The sequence below is a fragment of the Halovulum sp. GXIMD14794 genome (assembly GCF_054457455.1).
In genome coordinates this window covers 282,154-303,745 of record NZ_JBTLNF010000006.1, presented here as the reverse complement: position 1 = coordinate 303,745, position 21,592 = coordinate 282,154, and the positions used below count along the sequence as shown (strand labels likewise).

17 protein-coding genes are annotated in these 21,592 nt (G+C 64.8%); 9 read left to right on the top strand and 8 right to left on the bottom strand.

The genetic code is table 11. The features are described 5' to 3' along the window. Window positions 1-38 precede the first annotated feature (38 nt). Window positions 39-914, bottom strand: a complete 876-nt coding sequence (locus ACW9UR_RS16220; RefSeq protein WP_458918094.1) for an SMP-30/gluconolactonase/LRE family protein — start codon at window positions 912-914, stop codon at window positions 39-41. After that, window positions 904-2,547: an SMP-30/gluconolactonase/LRE family protein gene (locus ACW9UR_RS16215; protein WP_458918093.1), complete on the bottom strand. Its 1,644-nt coding sequence runs from the start codon at window positions 2,545-2,547 to the stop codon at window positions 904-906. The genes ACW9UR_RS16220 and ACW9UR_RS16215 overlap by 11 nt, the downstream gene beginning before the upstream one ends. Window positions 2,548-2,688: 141 nt before the next feature. Between ACW9UR_RS16215 and ACW9UR_RS16210 the strand changes: the two genes are divergently transcribed. The 9 genes from ACW9UR_RS16210 to ACW9UR_RS16170 all read left to right on the top strand — a co-directional run bounded on the left by ACW9UR_RS16210 (window position 2,689) and on the right by ACW9UR_RS16170 (window position 13,286). Next, a complete protein-coding gene (locus ACW9UR_RS16210; protein WP_458918092.1) occupies window positions 2,689-3,852 on the top strand; it encodes an enolase C-terminal domain-like protein in 1,164 nt (387 codons plus the stop codon). Beyond that, window positions 3,845-4,750: an SDR family NAD(P)-dependent oxidoreductase gene (locus ACW9UR_RS16205; protein WP_458918091.1), complete on the top strand. Its 906-nt coding sequence runs from the start codon at window positions 3,845-3,847 to the stop codon at window positions 4,748-4,750. The genes ACW9UR_RS16210 and ACW9UR_RS16205 overlap by 8 nt, the downstream gene beginning before the upstream one ends. 35 nt (window positions 4,751-4,785) lie before the next feature. Then, the gene (locus ACW9UR_RS16200) at window positions 4,786-6,537 is read left to right on the top strand and encodes an ABC transporter substrate-binding protein (RefSeq protein WP_458918090.1); all 1,752 of its coding nucleotides are present in this window, start codon (window positions 4,786-4,788) and stop codon (window positions 6,535-6,537) included. Window positions 6,538-6,607: 70 nt separating this feature from the next. Then, complete coding sequence (locus ACW9UR_RS16195) at window positions 6,608-7,612, top strand: ABC transporter permease (protein ID WP_458918089.1); 1,005 nt, start codon at window positions 6,608-6,610, stop codon at window positions 7,610-7,612. A gap of 14 nt (window positions 7,613-7,626) precedes the next feature. Beyond that, window positions 7,627-8,523 carry an ABC transporter permease gene (locus tag ACW9UR_RS16190; RefSeq protein WP_458918088.1) on the top strand — a complete coding sequence of 299 codons (897 nt, stop codon included), beginning with the start codon at window positions 7,627-7,629 and terminating at the stop codon, window positions 8,521-8,523. Continuing rightward, window positions 8,520-10,268, top strand: a complete 1,749-nt coding sequence (locus ACW9UR_RS16185) for an ABC transporter ATP-binding protein (RefSeq protein WP_458918087.1) — start codon at window positions 8,520-8,522, stop codon at window positions 10,266-10,268. Before ACW9UR_RS16190 ends, ACW9UR_RS16185 begins: the two co-directional genes overlap by 4 nt. Then, a complete protein-coding gene (locus ACW9UR_RS16180; protein ID WP_458918086.1) occupies window positions 10,265-11,695 on the top strand; it encodes a sulfatase family protein in 1,431 nt (476 codons plus the stop codon). Before ACW9UR_RS16185 ends, ACW9UR_RS16180 begins: the two co-directional genes overlap by 4 nt. Beyond that, window positions 11,692-12,600, top strand: a complete 909-nt coding sequence (locus tag ACW9UR_RS16175) for a dihydrodipicolinate synthase family protein (RefSeq protein WP_458918085.1) — start codon at window positions 11,692-11,694, stop codon at window positions 12,598-12,600. Before ACW9UR_RS16180 ends, ACW9UR_RS16175 begins: the two co-directional genes overlap by 4 nt. Next, window positions 12,597-13,286: an SDR family oxidoreductase gene (locus ACW9UR_RS16170; protein ID WP_458918084.1), complete on the top strand. Its 690-nt coding sequence runs from the start codon at window positions 12,597-12,599 to the stop codon at window positions 13,284-13,286. The genes ACW9UR_RS16175 and ACW9UR_RS16170 overlap by 4 nt, the downstream gene beginning before the upstream one ends. Window positions 13,287-13,323: 37 nt before the next feature. Here the strand turns inward: ACW9UR_RS16170 and araD1 are convergent, their stop codons facing one another. The 6 genes from araD1 to ACW9UR_RS16140 all read right to left on the bottom strand — a co-directional run bounded on the left by araD1 (window position 13,324) and on the right by ACW9UR_RS16140 (window position 21,581). Beyond that, window positions 13,324-14,316 (bottom strand): AraD1 family protein, encoded by a 993-nt coding sequence (gene araD1, locus ACW9UR_RS16165; protein ID WP_458918083.1) that lies wholly within the window; start codon window positions 14,314-14,316, stop codon window positions 13,324-13,326. A gap of 37 nt (window positions 14,317-14,353) precedes the next feature. Next, a complete protein-coding gene (locus tag ACW9UR_RS16160) occupies window positions 14,354-15,691 on the bottom strand; it encodes a sulfatase-like hydrolase/transferase (RefSeq protein ID WP_458918082.1) in 1,338 nt (445 codons plus the stop codon). 12 nt (window positions 15,692-15,703) lie between these two features. Further along, window positions 15,704-17,308: an ABC transporter ATP-binding protein gene (locus ACW9UR_RS16155; RefSeq protein ID WP_458918081.1), complete on the bottom strand. Its 1,605-nt coding sequence runs from the start codon at window positions 17,306-17,308 to the stop codon at window positions 15,704-15,706. A 7-nt stretch (window positions 17,309-17,315) separates the two neighbouring features. Beyond that, window positions 17,316-18,461, bottom strand: a complete 1,146-nt coding sequence (locus tag ACW9UR_RS16150; RefSeq protein WP_458918080.1) for an ABC transporter permease — start codon at window positions 18,459-18,461, stop codon at window positions 17,316-17,318. Window positions 18,462-18,474: 13 nt separating this feature from the next. Next, on the bottom strand, window positions 18,475-19,473 hold the full coding sequence (locus ACW9UR_RS16145; RefSeq protein ID WP_458918079.1) for an ABC transporter permease: 999 nt from the start codon (window positions 19,471-19,473) through the stop codon (window positions 18,475-18,477). A gap of 65 nt (window positions 19,474-19,538) precedes the next feature. After that, a complete protein-coding gene (locus ACW9UR_RS16140) occupies window positions 19,539-21,581 on the bottom strand; it encodes an ABC transporter substrate-binding protein (protein ID WP_458918078.1) in 2,043 nt (680 codons plus the stop codon). Window positions 21,582-21,592: the final 11 nt, after the last annotated feature.

Sequence of the window (21,592 nt, the reverse complement as noted above, 5' to 3'; positions counted from 1 at the left end):
CCTTTGTCTATCGAGAAAGCGAGCGCGGGCGCATGAGGTCAGACCCCGGCCACTCGGTACACGGGTCCGGCGCGCCCAATGCCAGGGGCCATCAGTAATCCACCTGCGTTGGGTTCGGCCCGCAGCCGGTCAACCGGCAGGAAACGCCTTTGGCTAGTGATATAGAAACGGTCGCCTTCAGGACCGCCGAGGGCGGGCATGGTGACGCGGCTGACCGGGGTTGCAACCCGCGCGAGGATCTCGCCCGAGCGCGACACCCGCCAAACCTGGGACGGTCCGATTAAGCCCACCCAATAGGCCCCTTCGCTGTCGAGCACCGCCCCGTCGGGGTGAACGCCCGACGGCAGTTCAAGGATAACATCCGGTTCCGAAAGGGCGCCGTCAGGACCGACCCGGTACCTCTCAAGCAGACCGGTGGGAGAGTCCGCGAACAGCAGGCTGTCGTCCGACCCTGGAACGATGGCATTCGGGACCGTGATTCCCTCTCGCTCGACGGTTACGTTACCGTCCGGATCCCGCCGATACAGTCGCCCTATCGCCTGTCCGGTCCCGGTCATGTCCATTGATCCGAACCAAAGCCGGCCCCGCCCATCGGGCTTGCCGTCGTTCAAGCGCACCGTGGGCCTGTCAGCCTCGGTATCCGAGATCTGCTCCCATTCCTCCGTCTCGGGCGAATACGCATGGAGCCCGTTCTCGAGGCCCAGTACCAGGCGGCCGCTCTCGGCAAGCGCGACGAAACCCGGTTGCCACGGAAGGAACGTGACGCAGGTCGCTCCGTCCGCCTCGGTGCGCAACAACCGCTGCGCCTGGATATCGATCCACCAAAGGCAATTGCGGCGATCGTCCCACACCGGGGACTCGCCTGTAATCGCCTGCGGTTGGCAAACCAGCTCGAAAGGGGTGTCAGAGTTCAATGGTCGGGACCTCCTGTCCGCGGATGCCGATGTCGATCTCGATCAGGTTTCCGGCTAGCGGTGCGATCCCTGAATACCCGGCCGGCATTCGCAAGTAGGTCGTCGTGACATAGAGCCGGTCCCTCTGCGCGCCGCCGAAACACAGCGCCGTTGGCGTCGGGACCGGCAGCGGCACGGATTCCAGCAACTCGCCCTCGGGGCTGTAGCAGTTGACGGCCCAGCCGCCGAACATCGCGACCCAGATGTTGCCGTCCGCATCCAGCGCGATCCCGTTCGGGTTCCCACGGTCCGCCCTGCCCCGCATCACCTCGCGCGGCGCCCCGAGGGTTCCGTCCGCACCCACCGGATAGGCCGAGAGCCGCTCGGTGTGCCCGTCGGACAGGTAGAGCCACGCCCCATCGGCAGAGCGCATCGCGTTCTTGGGAAGTTTCACCTCCGGCAGCATCGCCTGCACAGACATGTCTGGCCCGATGCGGTAGAGGCTTCCAGTCCCGGTCCGGTGATCGACCGGCATAGACCCGACCCAGAAATTGCCATCCAGATCGACGCTGGCCGAGTTGAACCGGTTGTCCGGCTTGTGTTTTTCGGGGTCGAAGAGCATCGTCCCCTGGCCCGTCTGTGGATCGAACTGTTGAATCCCGTCCTGTCCCGCCAACAGGACCTTGCCGCTGGTACAGAGCGCCATTCCACCGGTCAGCGCAGGCAGCACGAAGCGCTGGGTCTCGCCGGTCTGCGCTGACCAGCTGCGCAGCGCGGGGGCGAGCACGTCCAGCCACCAGATCCGGCCGTCGGCGGGATTCCAGACCGGGTTCTCGCCCATGAAATCCCGCCCGGTGGCGAGGACTTTCACGCGCGCATCGGCTGTTTCGGGCTTTGGCCCCACGGTCACCGCCATCTGCGACAGGCCGACATTGCCCGAGGCGCGCTCGGCCGCTTCGCGTACCAGTCGGCCGGTTTCGTGCAGGGCCTCGACCGGCGCGTCGCTGTCGAAATGACAGCAAAGCGCCGCGACGGGATATCCTGTCTCGTCGGTAATAGGTGCTGCGACCGCGGGCGTGTCGCCGAGAACCGTGGCGTAGCCCAGAGCCTTGGCCTGGTTGAGCGCCGGCGGCGATGGCACTTCGGTCCGGGCCGGAAGCTTGCTTGCGATTGCCATACCGGGGGCGGCCTGAACGGCGGGCATGCGCGGCCAGACCCGTACGACCCGGGTCTGGGCAGCGTCCGGGTCCTCGAAATCCAGCACGAAGACCTCGTCTCCGTCCTGCACGTACAGGCAACACGCCCGATGAAGGTGCCGGGCGAGCCGCGCAAGCTCAGGTTTTGCCGCTCGGATGACCGAGTTCTGCTCCATCGTGCGGCGTGCCAGGTCGAACACCCGGGAGCCGATGGCATAGCGGCGGCCGTTCTCTTCATAGCGGATCAGGTCGCGGCTCTGCAGCGCGGAGAGCAACCGGTGCAGGCTGCCCTTGGGAATGCCGACCTGCGATTGCAATTCGCCGAAGCGCAGCGGTGCCGGGGCGGTGCCGATCGCCATGAGGACATCGAGCCCGCGCATCAGCGCCTGCGCCCCCGGTACGCTGTCCCTGTCCCTGTCGGCGGCATCCCCGGCCGAATTTGTGTTGGTCTTGTTCATACCGTGACGTTAGCCCGCCGCGCTTGCGGTTCGCAATCCAATTTATGGGTCAGAAAAATTTTTGTTGACCGTATCTATCATAATATGGAACAAATTACCCCAATCAAGTACAGCGCCCCAAAAGTGGCGCGAGGGAGGAACATGCGGATCATCCGGCTCGACGCCTACAGGTTCGATGTCTCGGCAAAGACTTGCTGGGCGTTCATGGCCTTGCGTACGGATGACGGGCGAACCGGCTGGGGAGAGATCACTACCTTCGGCCGCGAAGGCGAACTGGCACGGCTCTGCGTCGGCCTGGATGCCTCCCTGCGAGAAGCGCCTGCGCACGACCTGACCGATCTGGAAAACCGCATCTGGCAGGCCACGCCCGACCGCAACCGCCGCGCGGTGATGTCGGCACTCGAGCAGGCCTTCCTGGGGCTCGTCGCCGAGGCGGCGGGTGAAAGCTTGCAGGTTCTGCTAGGCGGGACGGGCCGGGCACTGGTCCCCTACTACGCGAACATCAATCGCGGCATCACGGATCGCAGCCCCGAAGGCTTTGCCGCGCAAGCGCGCGCGGTCGTGGCCGAAACTGCCGCGACTGGCGTGAAGATCGCGCCCTTCGACGGGCTGCGCTGGAACCGGCAAACGCCGGACGAGGCTGCTGCAGCGATTCAATTGGGCCTCGACCGAGTCGCGGCGGTCCGGGCGGTGCTGCCCGAGGATGCCCGGCTTCTGGTCGATTGCCATGGCCGCTTCGATCCCTTCCTTGCCCGGCAGATGTTCCGGGGACTTGGCGCTCAAAATGTTTACTGGGTCGAGGAGCCCTGCCAGATGGAGATTCTCGACGCCGCCGAACAACGCGCCCTGCGCAGCGCAGCGAATAATCAGGGCATGAGGCTCGCCGGGGGCGAGGAGATACTCGATTGCGCGGGCATGGCGGCGCTTCTGGCTGCGGGTGGACACGATGTCGTGCTCCCGGACTTGCGGCTGACCGGTATCCGCCAGGGCATGGCGATGCTCGCGCAGGCCGAGGCGGCACAGGTTTCGCCGAGCCTGCACAACCCCGTCGGCCCGGTTCTAGATCATATTTCGGCACAGGTCGCGGCGGCCGTACCCGGCTTTCTGATCCTCGAGCGCCAGGTCGGCGAAAGCGCCGACTGGACCCGGCTGCGCGGTTCTCCCGTGCAACTGGCGGGGGGCGCGGTGATCCCCGAGACCGGCGCTCCAGCCCCAGTGGCTGAGCTGATGAATCGGCTCGGCTCCCCCACCGACACCGCGCCCCTCAGTTTTCAACGCATGGGCGGGGCCGGACCCGATGCCTGACGCGATACCCAACCCGGAGGACCGCCCCTGCATGGCACAGGAAACGCAATTCGAAGGACGGCGGGCGCTGGTCACCGGAGGCAGTCGTGGCATTGCCGCGGAGATCGCCCTCGCCCTTGCCCGGCAGGGCGCCACGGTCGCCGTCAACTTCAGCGCCCGCGCTGATGGCAAGATCGGCAAGGGCGACGCCGCCGAACGGCTCGTTGAAGAGATCCGGGCCGAAGGCGGCACGGCGATCGCCGTCGAACAGGACCTGATGCAACCCGGCGCAGGTCGAACCCTTGCGGACAAGGCGGCGCAGGCAATCGGGCCGATCGACACGTTGCTGCTGTCGGCGTCGATCCAGTATCACATCCCGTTCCTGCTCCAATCCACCCGCGAGGTGGCAGAGCAGATGCGCATAAACCTGATGGCCAATATCGAACTGCTGCAGGCGTGCCTGCCAGACATGGCCCGTGCCGGCTTCGGCAGGGTGCTGACCGTCGGCTCGGTGCAGGAGGTCTCGCCTGCAGCCGAGATGCCTATCTACGCGATGACCAAGTCAGCAATGAAAAACCTGGTCGAAAACCTCGCCGTTCAGGCTGCCCCGCAAGGCGTGATCATCAACAACATCGCGCCGGGGCTGGTGCAGACCGACCGGAACGAGTTCCGCCGCACCGATCCAGACGCATGGGAGCAGCTGCAGCGCGGCGCCAATCCGGTCGGGCGGGCCGGACAGCCCTCGGACCTGACCGCGCTGGCGCTGACGCTTCTAAGCCCCGCGAACAGCTTCACCACAGGGGCGACCATCTATGCGACCGGTGGCAGCCACATTCCCAATGCCGGGGGACAGAACCATCCCGGACTGACCCTGCCCGAGATGGCGGATGCCAGGCCGTCGGAAGCGGCCGGCACCTGAGATCAACAACAACGAGAACACAGAGGAGGAAGACCATGACACTGACCGGAGCCCTCGGCCGAGCGGCACTAGGCGCCGCGCTTATGGCGGCCGCGGCCCTGCCCGCCTCGGCCCTCGACAACGTGGCGCGCGAGCGCACGCTGATCCTGATGCCGGACGACGGCGGCGCGCCGCAGTTCCGCAACCCGGGCCAGCTGAACCCATACCTGCCCTCGAACCTCACGTTCCGCTGGTCGGGCGGTCCGATCATGGAGCCACTGTTCTACTACAACTCGCTGCGCGACGAGGTCATTCCCTGGGTCGCCGAAAGCTTCGAGTACAATGACGACTTCACCCAGGTGACGGTCAAGCTGCGCGACGGGGTAACCTGGTCCGACGGCGAGGCGTTCACTGCCGACGACGTGATATATACCTACGAGATGCTGCTCGAGAACGGCAAGGGTGCGGGTGGCCTGATGCATTCGTCCGACGTTGCCGACCGTGTCGCCTCGGTCGAGGCGCCGGATGCACATACCGTGGTCGTCAACCTGACCCGCCCCGACAGCCGCTACGCCTACCGGCACCTGATCAACCATTTCGGCAAGGGTCTGTTCTGGCTGCCCGAGCACGTCTGGGCCGACGAGGATCCGCTGACCTTCAACAACTGGGCCGAGGACGGCAGCCTTCCCGTCGTGACCGGCGCCTGGCAGGTCGTCCGTTCGATGCCGCAGCAGATCATCCTCGACCGACGCGATGACTGGTGGGGCGCCGCGACCGGCTTCCGAGAAATGCCCGACGTCGAGCGCGTCATCAACATCCCTAAGACCGGCCACGACCGCGCCGCTCAGCTGGTGGTCTCTGGCGAGGTCGACATGACCGGTGATCTTGTGTCCGCGCCGCTGACCAAAAGCGTTGTGGAAAGCGCGCCGCATGTCACCACGTTCTCGGGCAGCGAGCCGCCCTACGGCAACTTGGACTGGTGGCCGAACTCTCTCTACATGAACCACAAGACCGGTACCTGGGACGACGTCCGCCTGCGCCGCGCGATGAACCACTATGTCAACGCCCAGCAGCTGGTCGATATCGCCTATCTGGGTTCCAACCCTGTCAGCAAGACGCCCTTCCCCGCCTTCGGCTCGATGGCGCCATATATCGAGGACAGCGAGGAGCTGGCCGCGAAGTACGGCATCGGAGAGTTCGACCCCGCCAAGGGCGATGCGCTTATGGAGGAGATGGGCTACGCCAAGAACGGCAACGGCATGTGGGAAAAGGACGGCCAGACCGTAACCGGCGCCTTCCACGGCCTCGCCCTCTTTGAGGCGGTTGGGCCGATCCTTGCCCAGCAGCTGCGCGATGCGGGCATCGACGTCGAGTTCGTCACCAACACCGACAGCCGAGGGCTGATGGTCGAGGGCAAGACCGAGCTGTCGATCTTCGGTCATCGCGGCGGCGTGGCGGATCCCTATGACACGCTTGACCTCTACCATTGCAAGAACGCCGTCGACGTGGGCAAGCCGCTGCTGATCCTCGACCGCTGGTGCGACGAGGAATATTCGGCCATCGTCGATCAGATCGGCGCGATCGCCCCGGACGATCCGCAGATGCGCCCGCTGGTAAAGCAGGCGATGGAGATCTGGTACGAGAATGCCGTCGAGGTGCCGCTGAACCAGTGGGTCCACCGGATTCCCTACAACACGACCTACTGGAGCAACTACCCGACGACCGAAAACCCCTACATGCAGCCGGCCTTCTGGTTTGCATCCGGGCAGTTCGGCTACGTGCTCCACAACCTCGAAGCCACGCGCTGACGCGCGGTGCGCCGGTCCCGCCTTTTCCCTCTCCCTGGGGCGGGACCGGTCGTTTTCTGAAGGTGAAGCAATGTATCTGATCCATGTCGTCCGGCGCTTCGTGATGTTGTTCCTCGTCGTCATCACGGCGGCGTCGCTGAATTTCTTCGTTCCCCGGATGAGCGACAAGAACCCGGTGCTCGAAAAGATCACCGAGATGTCCGAAAGCTCGGCGCCTGGCAGCGTCGACATGCAGGGCCTTCTCAAGGTCTTCAACGAACGCTTCGGCCTCGACCGCCCCCTTTGGGAGCAATACGTCGACTACCTCGGCGACATGCTGACGCTCGACCTGAACTACTCGATCACCAGCTACCCCAGCCGGGTTGCCGACATGATCGCGCAGGCCCTGCCCTGGACCCTCGGCCTGATGCTTACGTCGACACTGATCGCCTTCGTTCTCGGCACGATCCTCGGGGCCTTGACGGTCTGGCGCAAGGACTCGCGCCTGCTTCAGATATTCGTACCGGTGGTGATGGTGTTCTCGGCGATCCCCTTCTACCTGATCGGCCTCGTCCTGATCTATTTCCTCGCCTACCGCGCCGGCTGGTTCCCCATCGGCGGCGGCTATTCGATCACATCGTTCCCCGGATGGAACTGGGACTTCGCAATGGAAGTCTTGCGCCATTCGATCCTGCCTGCGTCCTCGATCGTCATCGCGTCCATCGGGATCTGGGCGCTACAGATGCGCGGCATGATGGTGACCGTGCAGGGCGAGGACTACATGAACTTCGCCGAAGCCAAGGGCCTCAAATCCCGCCGCAGGTTCCTGACCTATGCAGTCCGAAATGCGATATTGCCCCAGATAACCTGCCTGGCGCTGTTCATCGGTCAACTCGTCACCGGGGCGGTGCTGGTAGAGATCGTCTTCGGCTACCCGGGCATGGGCAGCCTGTTGCTGCAAGCGGTCGACTACCTCGACTACTACACGATCTACGGCATCGTCTTCGTGCTGATCCTCGCGGTCGCCGTCTCGATGCTGATCCTCGACCTGGTCTATCCCCTGCTGGACCCGCGCACACGGGCGACCCACTCATGAGCGGAGGCAATGCAATGACGGCCGATGCGGCCACGGCGCCCGCGCTGCGGCGCATCTCGAAACTCACCCATGCGCGGCGCTACCTGTCCCGGAACCCGTCGCTGGGGATCGGAATCACGCTGGTCGGCGGGTTGATCCTGTTCTCGCTGATCGGCAGCTTCTTCGTCGAAGCTCGCATGGCCCGACCGCTCAGCGCGCCGCCCTCGCAGCCGCCCTCGGCGGACCACTGGTTCGGCTCGGACAGCCAGGGGCGTGACCTCTTCGCGGTCGTCGTCTACGGCACCTGGCTGACGGTGCGGCTGGGTCTGATCGCGGGCGCCATCGGCGTCGCGATTGGTGGCGCGTTGGGGTTCATCTCGGCCTATTTCGGCGGCTGGACCGACCGGATCATCAACTTCGTCACCGACGTTCTGCTGACGGTCCCGGCGCTGCTGATCCTCGTGATCATCGCCAGCGCCATCAAGGAGGGCCTGACGCCGACCACCATGGCGCTGATCATCGCAGCGCTCGCCTGGCGCCGCCCGGCGCGGCAGATCCGGGCGCAGGTGCTGGTCATGCGCAACGCGGGCTATGTCAACACCGCGCGGATCTCGGGCGCCGGCCCGTTCGAGATCATCTTCGCCGAGCTTGTCCCGAACCTGCTGCCCTTCCTCGTCGCCAGCTTCGTCACCGCGGTTTCCGCCGCCGTGCTGGCCTCCATCGGCCTTGAGGCGATGGGGCTCGGTCCGAAGAACGCGCCGACGCTGGGCATGACGATCTACTACATGATGAATTTCTCGGCCTTCCTGCTGAAGCTCTGGTGGTGGATCGTCCCGCCGATCGCCGCGCTCGTGATCCTGTTCGTCGGCCTCTACCTGATCAACACCGGGCTGGACGAGCTGGCCAACCCCCGTCTGCGGAGGCGCGCATGACCCTCACCATTCGCGATCTGGCGGTCGAATACCCGACAATGGCGGGCGTGGTGCACGCCGTGGCCGAGGTGAACATCGCCATCCAGCCGGGCCGTCGCATCGGCTTTGTCGGCGAAAGCGGCTCTGGCAAGACGACGACGGCACTCGCCATCATGCGGATGATCAAGCAGCCCGGGCGCATAGCAAGCGGGCAGATCCTGCTGGGCGAGACTGACCTACTCGCGCTCGGTCCCGAGGAGATGCGGCAGGCGCGGCTCAGCCGGGTCAGCTATATACCGCAGGGAGCAATGAACTCACTTAACCCTGTGCTACGGATCGAGCGGCAGATCTGGGACGGGATCACCGACCACGAGGGCCCACGCCCCAAGGCTGAACTGCGCGAGCGATCTCGCAAGGCGCTCGAAGGTGTCGGCCTGCCGGCCAAGGTCGGACGCATGTACCCGCACGAGCTATCCGGCGGCATGAAACAGCGCGCCTGCATTGCCATCAGTACGGCACTGCACCCGGAACTTATCATCGCGGACGAGCCGACCTCGGCGCTCGACGTGATCACCCAGCGCCAGGTAATGGAGACGTTGCGCAAGGCGCAGGAAAGCCTTGGCTCGGCGCTGATCCTGATCGGGCACGACATGGGTCTAATGGCGCAGTCGGTGGACGAACTGGCGGTGATGAAGGACGGCCGCATCGTCGAGACCGGTCCGATCCGCCAGATCATGACCGACCCGCAGCACGCCTACACCAAGCAGCTGATATCTTCAGTCCCGGCCATAGGCGGTGAGAGTTTCCTTGCGTCCTCGACCAACAGCACGGGCAAGAGCCGGCACGAGGCCGCCACGCCTCTGCTGGAGTTCCGCGGCGTCTCCAAGACCTATGGCGGGGGTTTCCTAAGCGGCCCCGGTAACCAGGCGCTCGCGCCCCTGTCGCTAACGCTGGACGGAAGCAAACCGATGATCGTCTCGGTGGTGGGCCAGTCCGGGTCTGGCAAATCGACGATGGGTGGGCTGATGCTGGGCTTCAACGCGCCTTCTACCGGCCAGGTGCTGTTCGAAGGACAGGATGTGGCGACACTTCCGAAGGCCCGGCGCAAGGACTTCCGCCGCGACGTGCAGGCGGTCTTCCAGGATCCCTACGGCTCGTTCAACCCGTTCTACCGCGTGGACCGCGCTCTGTCCCTGCCCCTGCGCCGCTTCGGCATCACCAGCGATCCGACCGAGATCGAGCGCCGCATGGTTCAGGCCTGCGGTGCGGTCGGCCTGAACCCCGACCTGATCCTCGGCCGCTTCGCGCACGAGCTTTCCGGCGGCCAGCGCCAACGTCTGATGGTGGCGCGCGCGCTGATGCTCAGCCCCAAGCTACTCATCGCGGACGAACCGGTCTCGATGGTCGATGCCAGCCTGCGGGCCTCGATCCTGAAGAACCTCTACGAGCTGAAGGACCGCTTCGGCATCTCGATCGTCTACATCACGCATGACCTCGCGACCGCCTATCACGTCAGCGACTACGTTATCGTGCTGCACGCCGGGCGCGTGGCCGAGGCCGGGCCGCCTGCGCAGGTGATCGGTGAGCCGCAGCATCCCTACACGCAGCTTCTGATCAACTCGATCCCCTGGCCCGACGTCGATCGCCGCTGGGGCACGTCAGAGTCCTCGGCGGACGACCTCAAGTACCTGGCGGAACTTGCAGACCGCCGCGACAGCGTGCTGCGCGACCCGGTCGAAGGTATCGCTCTGGACGCGCACGCATGAGGCGGCCGCCAAACATTCTTTTCCTGATGCCGGATCAACTTCGGGCGGATTTCCTCGGCTGCTACGGGGCGGAGTTCGCGCGGACACCGGCGCTGGATGCGCTCGCCGCGCGCTCGACGGTCTATGAGCGCTGTCTCTCGCCCACGCCGATCTGCGTTCCGGCTCGAGCCAGCCTGATGACCGGCGCGACCTCGCTCGAAACCGGGGTGACGACCAACGGCCAGTGGCTGCGCCCCGACCACGCCGCCTGCGGGATCGAGACTTGGCCCGCCCTGCTATCCCATGCCGGGTATCGCACCTACGGCGTCGGCAAGATGCACTTCACACCGTGGGACGACCTCGGGGGTTTCGACCAACGCGTGATCGCCGAGGACAAGCGGCACACCGACATTCCCGACGACTATGCGGAATACCTCGAGGGCCTGGGTCAAAGGAAGCGGCACGGGCGCGAGCTGGAAGGCTATATCGAGAACGGCGGGGCCTGCATCTCGGCCCTATCAGCCGAGCAACAGGTTGACGCCTGGTGCGCGGACCGTGCGGCCGAACTGATCGAGGCGCACAACCGTGACCAGCCCTTCGCGATGATGGTCGGCTTTCCGTCGCCGCACTGCCCCTATGATCCACCCGCCGATATTGCGGCCCTATTCGACCCCGCCGATATGCCACCCGCGGCCCCGGCCACCCGCGAGTCCGAGGCGCTCCGACCCTGGCTGATCCAGAACATGCGCAACCCTTGGGCCGACATCGATTATGCCGAGTTCACCGACGGACAGATCGCCAAGGTCCGCGCGCACTACTCCGCGCTGATCCACCTGCTCGACAGGGCGGTGGGTCGGATACTGGACGCGCTCGAAGCAAGCGGGCTGGCCGAGAACACCGTCATTGTCTTAACCTCGGACCACGGCGATTTCGTCGGCGATTACCGCATGGTCTGCAAGAACTTCTTCATGGACGGATCGGTACGCGTGCCAATGATCGTCCACGTGCCGGGACAGGAACCCCAGCGGCGCGCCGATACAGTGGCACTGCCGGATGTCTATCCCACCTTCCTCAGTCTTGCCGGAATAGCGCCGCGAAAGGGAACCTTCCGCGATCTTCTCGCCCCGTCGCCCCAGGTCGCTAGACCGATCTGCGGGTTCGTGCACCGCGGCATGATGATCGAGCAGGGCCGCATGAAGCTCTGCCGCTATCGAGAGGGGCCGGTAACTCTGCACGACATCGACGCCGACCCGCAGGAGCAGCGCAACCTCGCGCATGACCCAGCCTATGGGGCGATCCGAGAGGCGTTGGACGCCCAACTGACCGACTGGCTGATCGCCGAAACCATCAAGGGCCATGCCGAGAAGACCACGGATGCGCCGCCCGGCGAAAACCGTCACGCGCCGGGCTGGCGGCGTCCCTATCCCAATACTGCAGGTGCCGCATGACCCCGGACCAGCTCGGCGGGATCCTGCCCGTCCTTTATGCCTTCTTCGATGCCGAAGGCCGGCTGCGTCAGGACGGTTTCCGCCATCAGGTCGCGCACTGCATGGAGGCCGGCGCCTCGGGCGTGGTTCTGTTTGGCTTCGTCACCCAGTTCTACCGACTCGACTTCGCCGAGAAGCTGGAGAGCCTGCGGACCACCGTGGCCGAGATGGCCGGGCACGGAAGCGTCGGTGTGACGGTGATGGAGGCCTCGCCCCATGCCCAGGTCGAACTCATCCGTGCCGCGCGTGAGGAAGGCGCCGACTGGGTGATCCTCCAGCCACCGCTGGGACCGCCGCCGCGACCGGCGGATTGGTGGGACCTGCTGGCGGAACTGGCCGACGGCGCGGGACTGCCCGTCGCCGTGCAGAACGCCAAGGTGGCAAGTACGCAGCTTGGCTATGACCGTCTCGCCGCGCTGCAGGAGCGCTGCCACAACCTCGTCGGCGTCAAGGCCGAGACCGAGGCCGAGGATGTTGCGGACTTCTGCGAGACCCACGGCGCCCGGTTCCGTATCCTGACCGGAGATTGGGGAGTGGAGTACCCGTTTCTTGCCCGCGCCGGTGCGCACGGGCTGATCCCGGCGCCCAATTTCGTGTCCGAACAGGTCGCGCAATGCCAAGCGGCCGCTGCGGGAGACTGGGATCGTGTCGACGAGATCCAGCGGGCGCTCTTGCCGCTGATGCAGTTCGTCCGCGAGCGCCCGGCGCCGGAGGGCCAACTTCTTCTAGGCAAGCAAGCCTATGGTTGGCGGACGGGCTTCGATCCAGGTAGCAACCGGCGTCCCGGCCCAGCGTCGCCCGATCCGCGGATCGCGACGCACGCCCGGCACCTTCTCGACAAATTGCTCGCAGAGCGCATCACATGAAGACCGTCCTTGTCACTGGCGCCGCCCGGGGCATGGGGCTCGAGTTCTGCCGCCAGTACAGTGACGAAGGCTGGAAGGTTCTGGCAACGGTCCGGAATGTCTCGCAGCCCGGGGGGCTGCCCGGGATCGGGTTAGAACCGCTGCCCCTCGACACGGGCGACGATGCAAGCATCAACGCCCTTGCCTCAAGCCTGTCCGGCGTCCCGATCAACCTCCTGATCAACAATGCCGGCATCATGGGGGATCGGACGGCAACCGCGCTTGATGCGGACCCGGAGCAATGGGAAACCGCCTTTCGCATCAACGCTCTCGGTCCCGCGATGGTGACACGCGCGCTCTTGCCCAACCTGCGACTGGCAGATGCACCGGTCGCAGCGACAATGGGCAGCCAGGCCGGTCTGCTTCGCTTCATGGGGGACGCTGGCATGGCGGTCTACCGGTCGACCAAGGCTGCGGCCCACGTGGTCACGATCTCGCTGGCGCACGCGCTGCGCGATCAGGATATTCCTTACGTATCGCTCCGCCCGGGACCCACGCGAACCGACATGCTTCAAGGTGGCGGGCAGCACGACATCGACGACAGTGTCCGCCGCCTGCGCCAGGTTCTTGCCGACGTCACTATGGAGCACAGCGGCCTGTTTCTAGACCGCGACGGCAGCATCTTTCCCTACGACACGACGCGATAAGTGGCCTCGGGCACAGTTCTGCCCGAGGCCCACATCGTCAAAGCACCCGCATCTCGGGATGGCGCGGCGGCACCTGCGCCGCGACCTGGACCAGAGGATTGCGCAGAGGCTGCCCAAACGGCGCGGCCTCAATTTCGAAGACGTCTCCCGGCCGCGTTTCTATTCCGTCCGCGAACGACAGCGTTGCGGTGCCGAACATATGCACATGCACATCGCCTGGCTGGCGGAAGATACCGTACTTGAAATGATGCCCTTCGAGGTTGGCGATCGTGTGCGACATGTTCGCCTCGCCCGACAGGAACGGCTTCTCGAAGATCGGCACTCCGTCTCGCAAGATCCGGCTGGTGCCCTCCAGGTGCTCGGGAAGCGACCCAACAAGCATCTCGGGCCCGACCGAGCAGGGCCGCAGCTTGGAGTGCGCGAGGTACAGATAGTTTTGACGCTCGATCACGTGGTCGGAGAACTCGTTGGCCAGGGCAAAGCCCAACCGGACGGGCGTCCCGTCAGGTGCGATGACATATAGCCCGGCAATTTCCGGCTCCTCGCCGCCGTCTTCCGCGAACCAAGGGCTTTCGAGTGGTGCGCCGGGAGCCACGAGCGCCGCGCCCGTCCCCTTGTAGAACCACTCGGGCTGCGCCCCGATACCGTCCGCCGCAGGCTTTCCGCCCTCGACGCCCATTCGGAACATCTTCATGGAGTCCGTCTCGTCCTGCGTCGCCTTCGCGTGCATTGCTGAGCGCGTCGAGGCAGACCCCAGGTGCGTCAGCCCGGTTCCCGTAAGGTGCAAGTGCGCGGGGTCCGGATGGGTCAGCGGGGGAAGCATACGGCCCTGCTCGGCCAAGGCGGCAAGATCGACGATCTCACCGGTTCCAAGGTCGGCCACCGTCTCGGCCAGTCCGCGTCCGGCGGCGATGCACTCAACCGCAAGCTCATAGAGACTCAGATCGGTTCGAACATCGCGTGCGGGGCCTCCTTCGCGGACCGCCAGTTGTACACGCCCATCTTCGGTTCGGTATTGGGATAGAAGCACGGGGGCAGATCTCCTGTCATGCCATTGGTGAATTGGATCAGTTGAACTCGTGCCGCCCGACGCGCCTCTGGCCCTGCGTCGGAAGCGGCGGAGCGGGCGTGATCTTTGGCGCCGCACCTTCGACCGCCTCGATCTGCACCAGAAGCCGGTCGCGCAGGTGCGCCGACAATTCGGCATGAGACTCTTGGCCCGCGAGGTTGACCAACTCGTAGGGATCGTGCGCGAGGTCGTAGAGCTCGGTTTCCATGTAGCGGTCCGAAGCGCCTTGGTCTTCAAGCTCCGGATCGGCGGCAATCGCGTACTTCCAGCGCTTCGTCCTGAGCGCGCGCCCCGTTTGGGACTCGCTGATCTGAACCATCAGATCCTCCCGCCAGGGCGCGCGCCGGTTGGTCAGAAGCGGCAGGATCGAGCGGCCCTGCATCGCTTCGGGTACGTCGAGGCCGACGGCATCCAGCAGCGTCGGGGCCACATCGATGAGCGACATGAACCCCTCGACCCTACCGCCACCCTCGAAACCCGGTCCTGTCGCCATCATCGGCACCCGGATCGAGGCCTCGTGGCAGGACCTTTTGTACTCCGCGTTTCGCGTCTTGAAGTGGCATCCATGGTCCGAGAGGAACAAAACAATCGTGTTTTCCAGCTGCCCCGTGCTGCGCAGCGCATCCATCAGCCGGCCAAGCGCCTCATCCAGCCGCTTCACCATCCCGTAATAGCCCTGCAGATGCCCCGGCGCCGAGCCGCCGAGCGCGGTCAGGTCCGGCGGCGACCAGACCGGAGGACAAGCCTCGGCCCAGCCATCGGGCGCGGGATAGGCATCGACATGGTTCTGGTGGTGAGGTTCGAGGAAAGAAAGCGTCAGGAAATAGGGCGCCTCGCGCGGCGCGCTGACATAGCGGATCGCCTCGTCGGTCATCGCATCGACACGGTAGCCCGGCAGGTGCTGCGCATCCCCTTTTTCATCAAACAGCACCGTGTCGTAGGCGTCCGAGACGAACTCCAGCAGGTTCGCCCCGCGCCAGAAATCATGCCCGCCCCGCTCGTCTGCGGGCACGGGCTCCTCGCCGCTCAAGTGCCACTTTCCGATATAACCCGTGTCGTAGCCAGCCGCCTGGAAGACCCGAGCCATCGTTGTCGCATTCTTCGGCAGCGGTCGCCCGTTACGCCAGCAGCCGACCTCGGTGGGATAGCGACCGGTCTGAAGCGAAGCACGCGCCGGACCGCAGACCGGTTGCACCGTAAAGGCGTTTGCGAAATGCGTCCCTGCCCCCGCCAACCGGTCGAAATTCGGCGTCAGCCCCATCGGGTTGCCATGCGCGCCGGTAGTGTCGAACCGCTGCTGGTCAGTGAAAAAGATGATGACGTTAGGACGGGACATGAGGCCTCTGGTTCAGAACGCGGCGCGGATCAGAGCGCGGGTGTAGTCGGTCTTTGGATTGCCAAGAACCTGATCGCAGGGCCCGGCCTCGACCACCACGCCATCCTTCATCACCAGCACATCATGGCAGAGGGCGCGTACGACCTTCAGATCGTGACTGATGAAGACATAGCTCAGCCCGTACTTCTCCTGGAGGTCGCGCAGAAGATCGATCACCTGCGCCTGCACCGACAGGTCCAGCGCCGATGTCGGCTCGTCGAGCAGGACGAACTCGGGCTTCAGCACCAGCACGCGCGCGATCGCGATACGCTGCCGCTGACCGCCCGAAAACTCGTGTGGGAACCGGTTGTAGCAGTTCGGATCGAGGCCGACCTCCGCAAGCGCCGCGCGCACCTTGGCGAGCCGCTCGGCGGGCGTGCCCATCCCGTGGATCTCCAGCCCCTCTTCAATGATCCGGCGCACGGACATACGGGGGTTGAGGCTTGCGAACGGGTCTTGGAAAACCGCCTGCATCTGGGGCCTCAGGGGCCGCATCTGGCCGCGGTCGAATTGGTCGATCCGCCTGCCCTTCCAGATCACCTCACCGGTGGACTCGATCATCAGCCGCAGGATCGTCTTGCCGAGTGTCGACTTGCCGGACCCGCTCTCCCCGACGACTCCGACCGTGTGCCCGCGCCGCAGCGACAGCGAGACCCTGTCGACGGCAGTCAGTTCCATCCGCTGACGCGTGAACGTGCCGCCCCAAACGAGATTGTAAACCACCTTCAACTCGCGCCCTTCGAGGATCACCTCCGAGTCCGCAGCCACCGGAAGTGGGTTGCCCGATGGCTCCGAAGCGATGAGACGCTGCGTGTAGGGATGCTGCGGATCGGCGAAGACCTTCGTGGTCTCACCGGTCTCGACGATCACTCCTTTCTCCATCACGCAGACGCGGTCGCAGATGCTGCGCACCACTCCGAGATCGTGGGTGATGAAGATGATCCCCATTCCGTGGGTTTTCTGCAGTTGCTTGAGCAGGTCGAGAATCTCGGCTTGGACGGTCACATCCAGCGCAGTCGTCGGCTCGTCTGCAATCAGCAGGTCGGGATTGTTGGCCAACGCGATAGCGATCATCACGCGTTGCCTCTGACCGCCCGACAACTGGTGAGGATACTGCTTGAGCCGCGCCGCCGGACTCGGAATCCGGACCTCGCCCAGCAGTTCCTCAGCCCGCTTCAGGGCCTGTTTCTTGTTCATCCCCTGGTGTGTGATCAACGTTTCAGCGATCTGGTTGCCGATCGTGTAGAGCGGGTTGAGCGAGCTCATAGGCTCCTGGAAAACCATGGCGATCCGCCCGCCCCGGATCTGCCGCATCTGATCGTCGGGAATGCTGTCGATCCGGTGCCCGTCCATCCGGATCTCGGTCTTGTCCGTCACCGAGGCTGTCGGCGCCAGAAGCCGCATGATCGCCCGCGCGGTGACCGATTTCCCAGAACCGGATTCTCCAACAAGGCCCAGGGTCTCGCCGGAGCGGACCATGAAACTGGAATCGTGCACCGCCTGGAAACTGGACTTGTCGAGCCGGAAGCTGACCCCGAGGTTGCGGACGTCGAGCAGCGGATGTGTCTGATCAAGCATGGCGGCCTCAGTTCGAATAGGGATCGATGGCGTCGCGCAGCCCGTCGCCCAGCAGGTTGAACCCCAACACCGCGATCAGGATCGCGCTGACTGGCAACAGCATCCACGGGTAGGAGCCGAGGTTCTGCAGGTCCTTCGCCGCGTTCAGCAGCAGACCCCAGCTGACCAGCGGCGGCTGTACGCCGATGCCAAGGAAGGACAGGAAGCTTTCGACCAGGATGATCTGCGGGATCATCAGCGTGGTCACGACGATCACGTGGCTCAGGATGTTCGGCAGCAGGTGCCGCACGAGGATGCGCCGGTCCCCCGCCCCGAGCGCGACAGCCGAGACGACATAGTCCACCCGGCGAAGCGCCAGCGTCTTGCCGCGGATCTCGCGGCTGAGGCCTGCCCATTTGATCAGCGACAGGATTAGCGCCAACAGCAGGAACACGGTCATCGGCCCGGCATTGCGCGGCAGGATCGCGACCAGCGCCAAGTAGAATGGCAACTCGGGCAACGCGAGGATGAACTCGGTCAACCGCTGCAGCGTGTTGTCGACCCAGCCAGAGAAAAAGCCGGACATCAGACCCACGGCGGTGCCGATGAAAACACTCGCCGTGACGACCAACGCTGCCATCGCAAGCGTCAGCCGACTGCCGACCAAAGTTCGCGAGAGCATGTCCCGCCCCAGCGAGTCCGTACCCAGAAGATGCATTGCGCAGTCCGGGTCCGGCGCCATGAAGTGTCGGTCGAAGGTGAACCCGAAATACTCGTAGCTCCACCCCCGGCCCAGGAACCGGAACTGGCAAATCGTACCAGCATCTGCCTCGAAACTCGTCGCGAAGGTCTCAGGGTCGAAAGTCTCGGTCAGCGGGTGGACATAGGGGACAAGGTGCAGGCCTTCTTCCTGGCTCCAGAAATGCGGGGCCTGCGGGGGCATGTAAAAATGCGCGCTGTCCCGCTGCGTCGGATCGTAGGGGGCGAAGAAGTCGGCAAAGACGGCGACGATGGCCAGCATGATGACGATCGCCGCGCCAAGCAGTGCGGGCCGGCGGCGGCGGAACCGGCGCCAGACCAGGCGCATGTGGCTTTCCGGGGCCTCGTCGGGCACGACGGGTGCGGCCAGCGAGGCAGCGGCGTCCGGCGAAAGTATCAGGGTCTTGTCCTGCATGGATCGCGGTCCCTCAGCTATAGCGGATACGGGGGTCGAGGAAGGCAAGCGCAAGATCGGCCAGCAGATTGCCGATCAGCAGCACTGCCGAAAGCACAAGGAGGATCGAGGCGACGACATTGACGTCCTGCTGCGTCAGCGCGCTGTACATCAGCGGCCCCAGCGTCGGGATCGACAGGATGATCGCGACTTCGAGTTCTCCGGTAAGCATATACGGCAGGATCACTCCCTGGTGCATGACCAGCGGGTGCAGCGCGTTGGGCACCGCATGCTTCACGATCACCTTGCGCTCGGTCAGTCCCTTGGCCCGGGCGGCCTCGATATAGGGCTGGCGCAGGATGTCGAGCAGGTTGCCCCGCATCACCCGCGTGTTGTAGGCAAGCCCCCCGATGGTCGCGATCAGGATCACCGGCCAGACATGTTTCAGGAAGTCCCAGGCCTTGGCGAAGCCCATGTCCTCGAACACGAACTCGGGTGAATAGAGCGAGCCAATATAGGGCCAACCCACCACGAATGCGAGGTAGTAGAGGATCACCAGCGCCATGAAGAAGCGCGGAATGGTCATCCCGATGAAGGCTAGCGTCGAAGCGACGGTGTCGCCAAGCCGGTGCTGGTTGGAGGCCGCGATCACCCCGAGCGCGACGCCGATCAGCGTCGCAAGCACGTGGCAGATCAGGGCAATGGCAAGCGTCCGCGGCAGGCGTTCTCCGACCAGTTCCGAAACCTGCTTGTTGTAAGCAAAGGACGGTCCCATGTCGCCATGCAGGACTATGTTTCCGATCCAGCGCGTGTATTGCACCAGCAGCGGCTGATCGAGCCCGTAGCGCTCCCGCACCTGCGCTGCGTAGGCCTCGGCGTCGGCTTCGTTCATACCGCCCTGGCTGATCGCCATCGCCTTGGCATAGCTCGCGTAGTCGCCCTCGGGCACCTGAAGGATCAGGAAGCTGACGATGCTGACGGCAAACAGCAGTCCGATCGCGGCGACGATGCGTTTCAGGATGTAGGCAAGCATCTGGATCCTCCGTGTGGGAGCCCGGCGCCGAGGAAGGGCGGCGCCGGGCAAACGTCAGTCCGGGGTCACTCGACGCCCGGGATGACGCCTGGCTGGATTTCCGAAACGTCGCCCTGCCGGTCCGCGGCGATCCACAGGCGCTCGCGCATCGCGCCCTTCTCCGAGAACTGGTAGGCAAGCACCGGCGTGCCGGGCACGATGTTCCGGATCCGCTCGTTCACGATCAGTGCGGCAGAGGCGTTGATCAGCCCGACATGATAGACGTTCTCTGTCATCACCCGGTTGAGACGCGAGAACAGCTCGATCCGCTTCTCAGTATCGGTTTCGGTTCGCAGCGCCGTAACCAGTTCCAGAAGCTCGGGCTCAAAATCCAGCAGCTCCTGAGGGCGTTCGGGTGTACCGACATGCCAGACCGGAACGTTGTAGGACGCCGGCGCGTAGTAATCGAGGTTGGTGATGGGCGTCTGGAACCCGCGTCCGGCGCGATCGAGGATCACGTCCCAATCGCAGCTGTCGCGCACCGGATCGACAAGCGTCGGAATGGCACGGGGCAGCATCCGGATCCCGGCCTCGGAGAGCATGGCGATCACGCTTTCCGCCAGCGCCGCGTCGGTCGTGCGCTGGGTGGAGTAGGACAGCTCGATCTCCAGATTGCGGCCCAGAAGCGGTCCGTCGGCCCAGTTCAGATAACCGTCATCGTCGGTGTCCTCGAACCCGAGATCGGCCAGCAGCGACGCGGCGGTTTCGACCGAATACGGATAGTAGGCGATCGCTTCAGGCGTCAGCACACCGCTTTCCGGGTTGATCCCGCCTGGATAGGGATGCGTGAACGGACCGCGCACCAGTGACTGCCCCAACGCATCCCGATCCAGCGCCTGGCTGACGGCCCGGCGGAAGCGCAGATCACGGTTAAGGTCCCGGATCGCCTGGGTTTCGGCATCATCGGGTCCGCAGGTCTTGGACAGGTTCATGTCGAGCCGCCAATTGAGCGAGCGCGGTCCCCAGTAGATCGCGTTCTCGGCGTCTTCGCCCTGCGTCTTGCGGATACCCTCGAGATAGATCGACGGGTTCTCCATGTTGGTCCAGTCGGCGTTGCCCGCGAAGGTCTGGACGTCCCGGTCCTCCCAGGTGGACAAGCGCCACTGCACCTCGTCGAGGTAGGGGAGCTGGTTTCCTTCCTGATCGACCTTCCAGTAGTACGGGTTGCGGCGTGCGACGACATACTGGTCGGGCGAGTATTGCGTGACCGCCCACGGGCCCATCGTGACCCACGGCACGTGGTCGGCAGGCAGGCCTTGGACGTAGCTGGCGTAATCCGCCCCGCCGTGTTTCGGGTGCAGCGGCTTCAGGATGTGCGACGGCCCCGGGCAGAAATTGATATAGGCCATCTTGTAGACATTCGGCACCGGGAAGGCGTCGGGGAAGGTGAAGCGGATCGTGTAGTCATCCAGCTTCTCGAGCGTCGTCCCCTCGCCGAACGTGTCACCGGTGATCCGCGCAGGAACCTGCGGGTCGAGGACATTGTCCTCCCAAAAGAACATGATGTCCTCGGCGTCAAACGGATCGCCGTCCGACCATTTCGCACCCTCCAGCAGATGCATGGTCAGCTGGTGCCCGTCCTCGGACCATTCCCAGCTGGTGGCAAGGTTCGGCAGGGGTTCGATCTTGGCGTCGGAAAGCTGCCACATCGGTCCGGTGGACACGAGGCACTCCTGCGCCGTCATCGTCAGACCGCCCCATCCCTGGTGCAGACCGGCCGCCCAGTTCCAGCCCTCGGGCCGGCCACCGGTGACGTGGCGCAGGACGCCGCCGTATTCACCCACGCCGTCGGGCGTCACGGACATGTCCATCACCAGGGGCTTTGCCGGAAGCCGCTCCTCGACCGGAGGCAATTTCCCGGCTGCAACGGCGGCCGCGACGAACTCGGGTTCGGAATAGCCATCGAGCGCACGGATCGAGATCAGCTTGTCGTAATCGACAGGCTCGACCTCTCCGGTCGGCAGCGGCTTCGCGTCCGGCAAACCAGTCGATCCGACAAGATCCGCCCCATGAAGCGGTGTTGCCGCCGCAAGCATGGCTGCCACGCAGGCACCAGTTCTAAGTCTCATGTCGTCTCCTC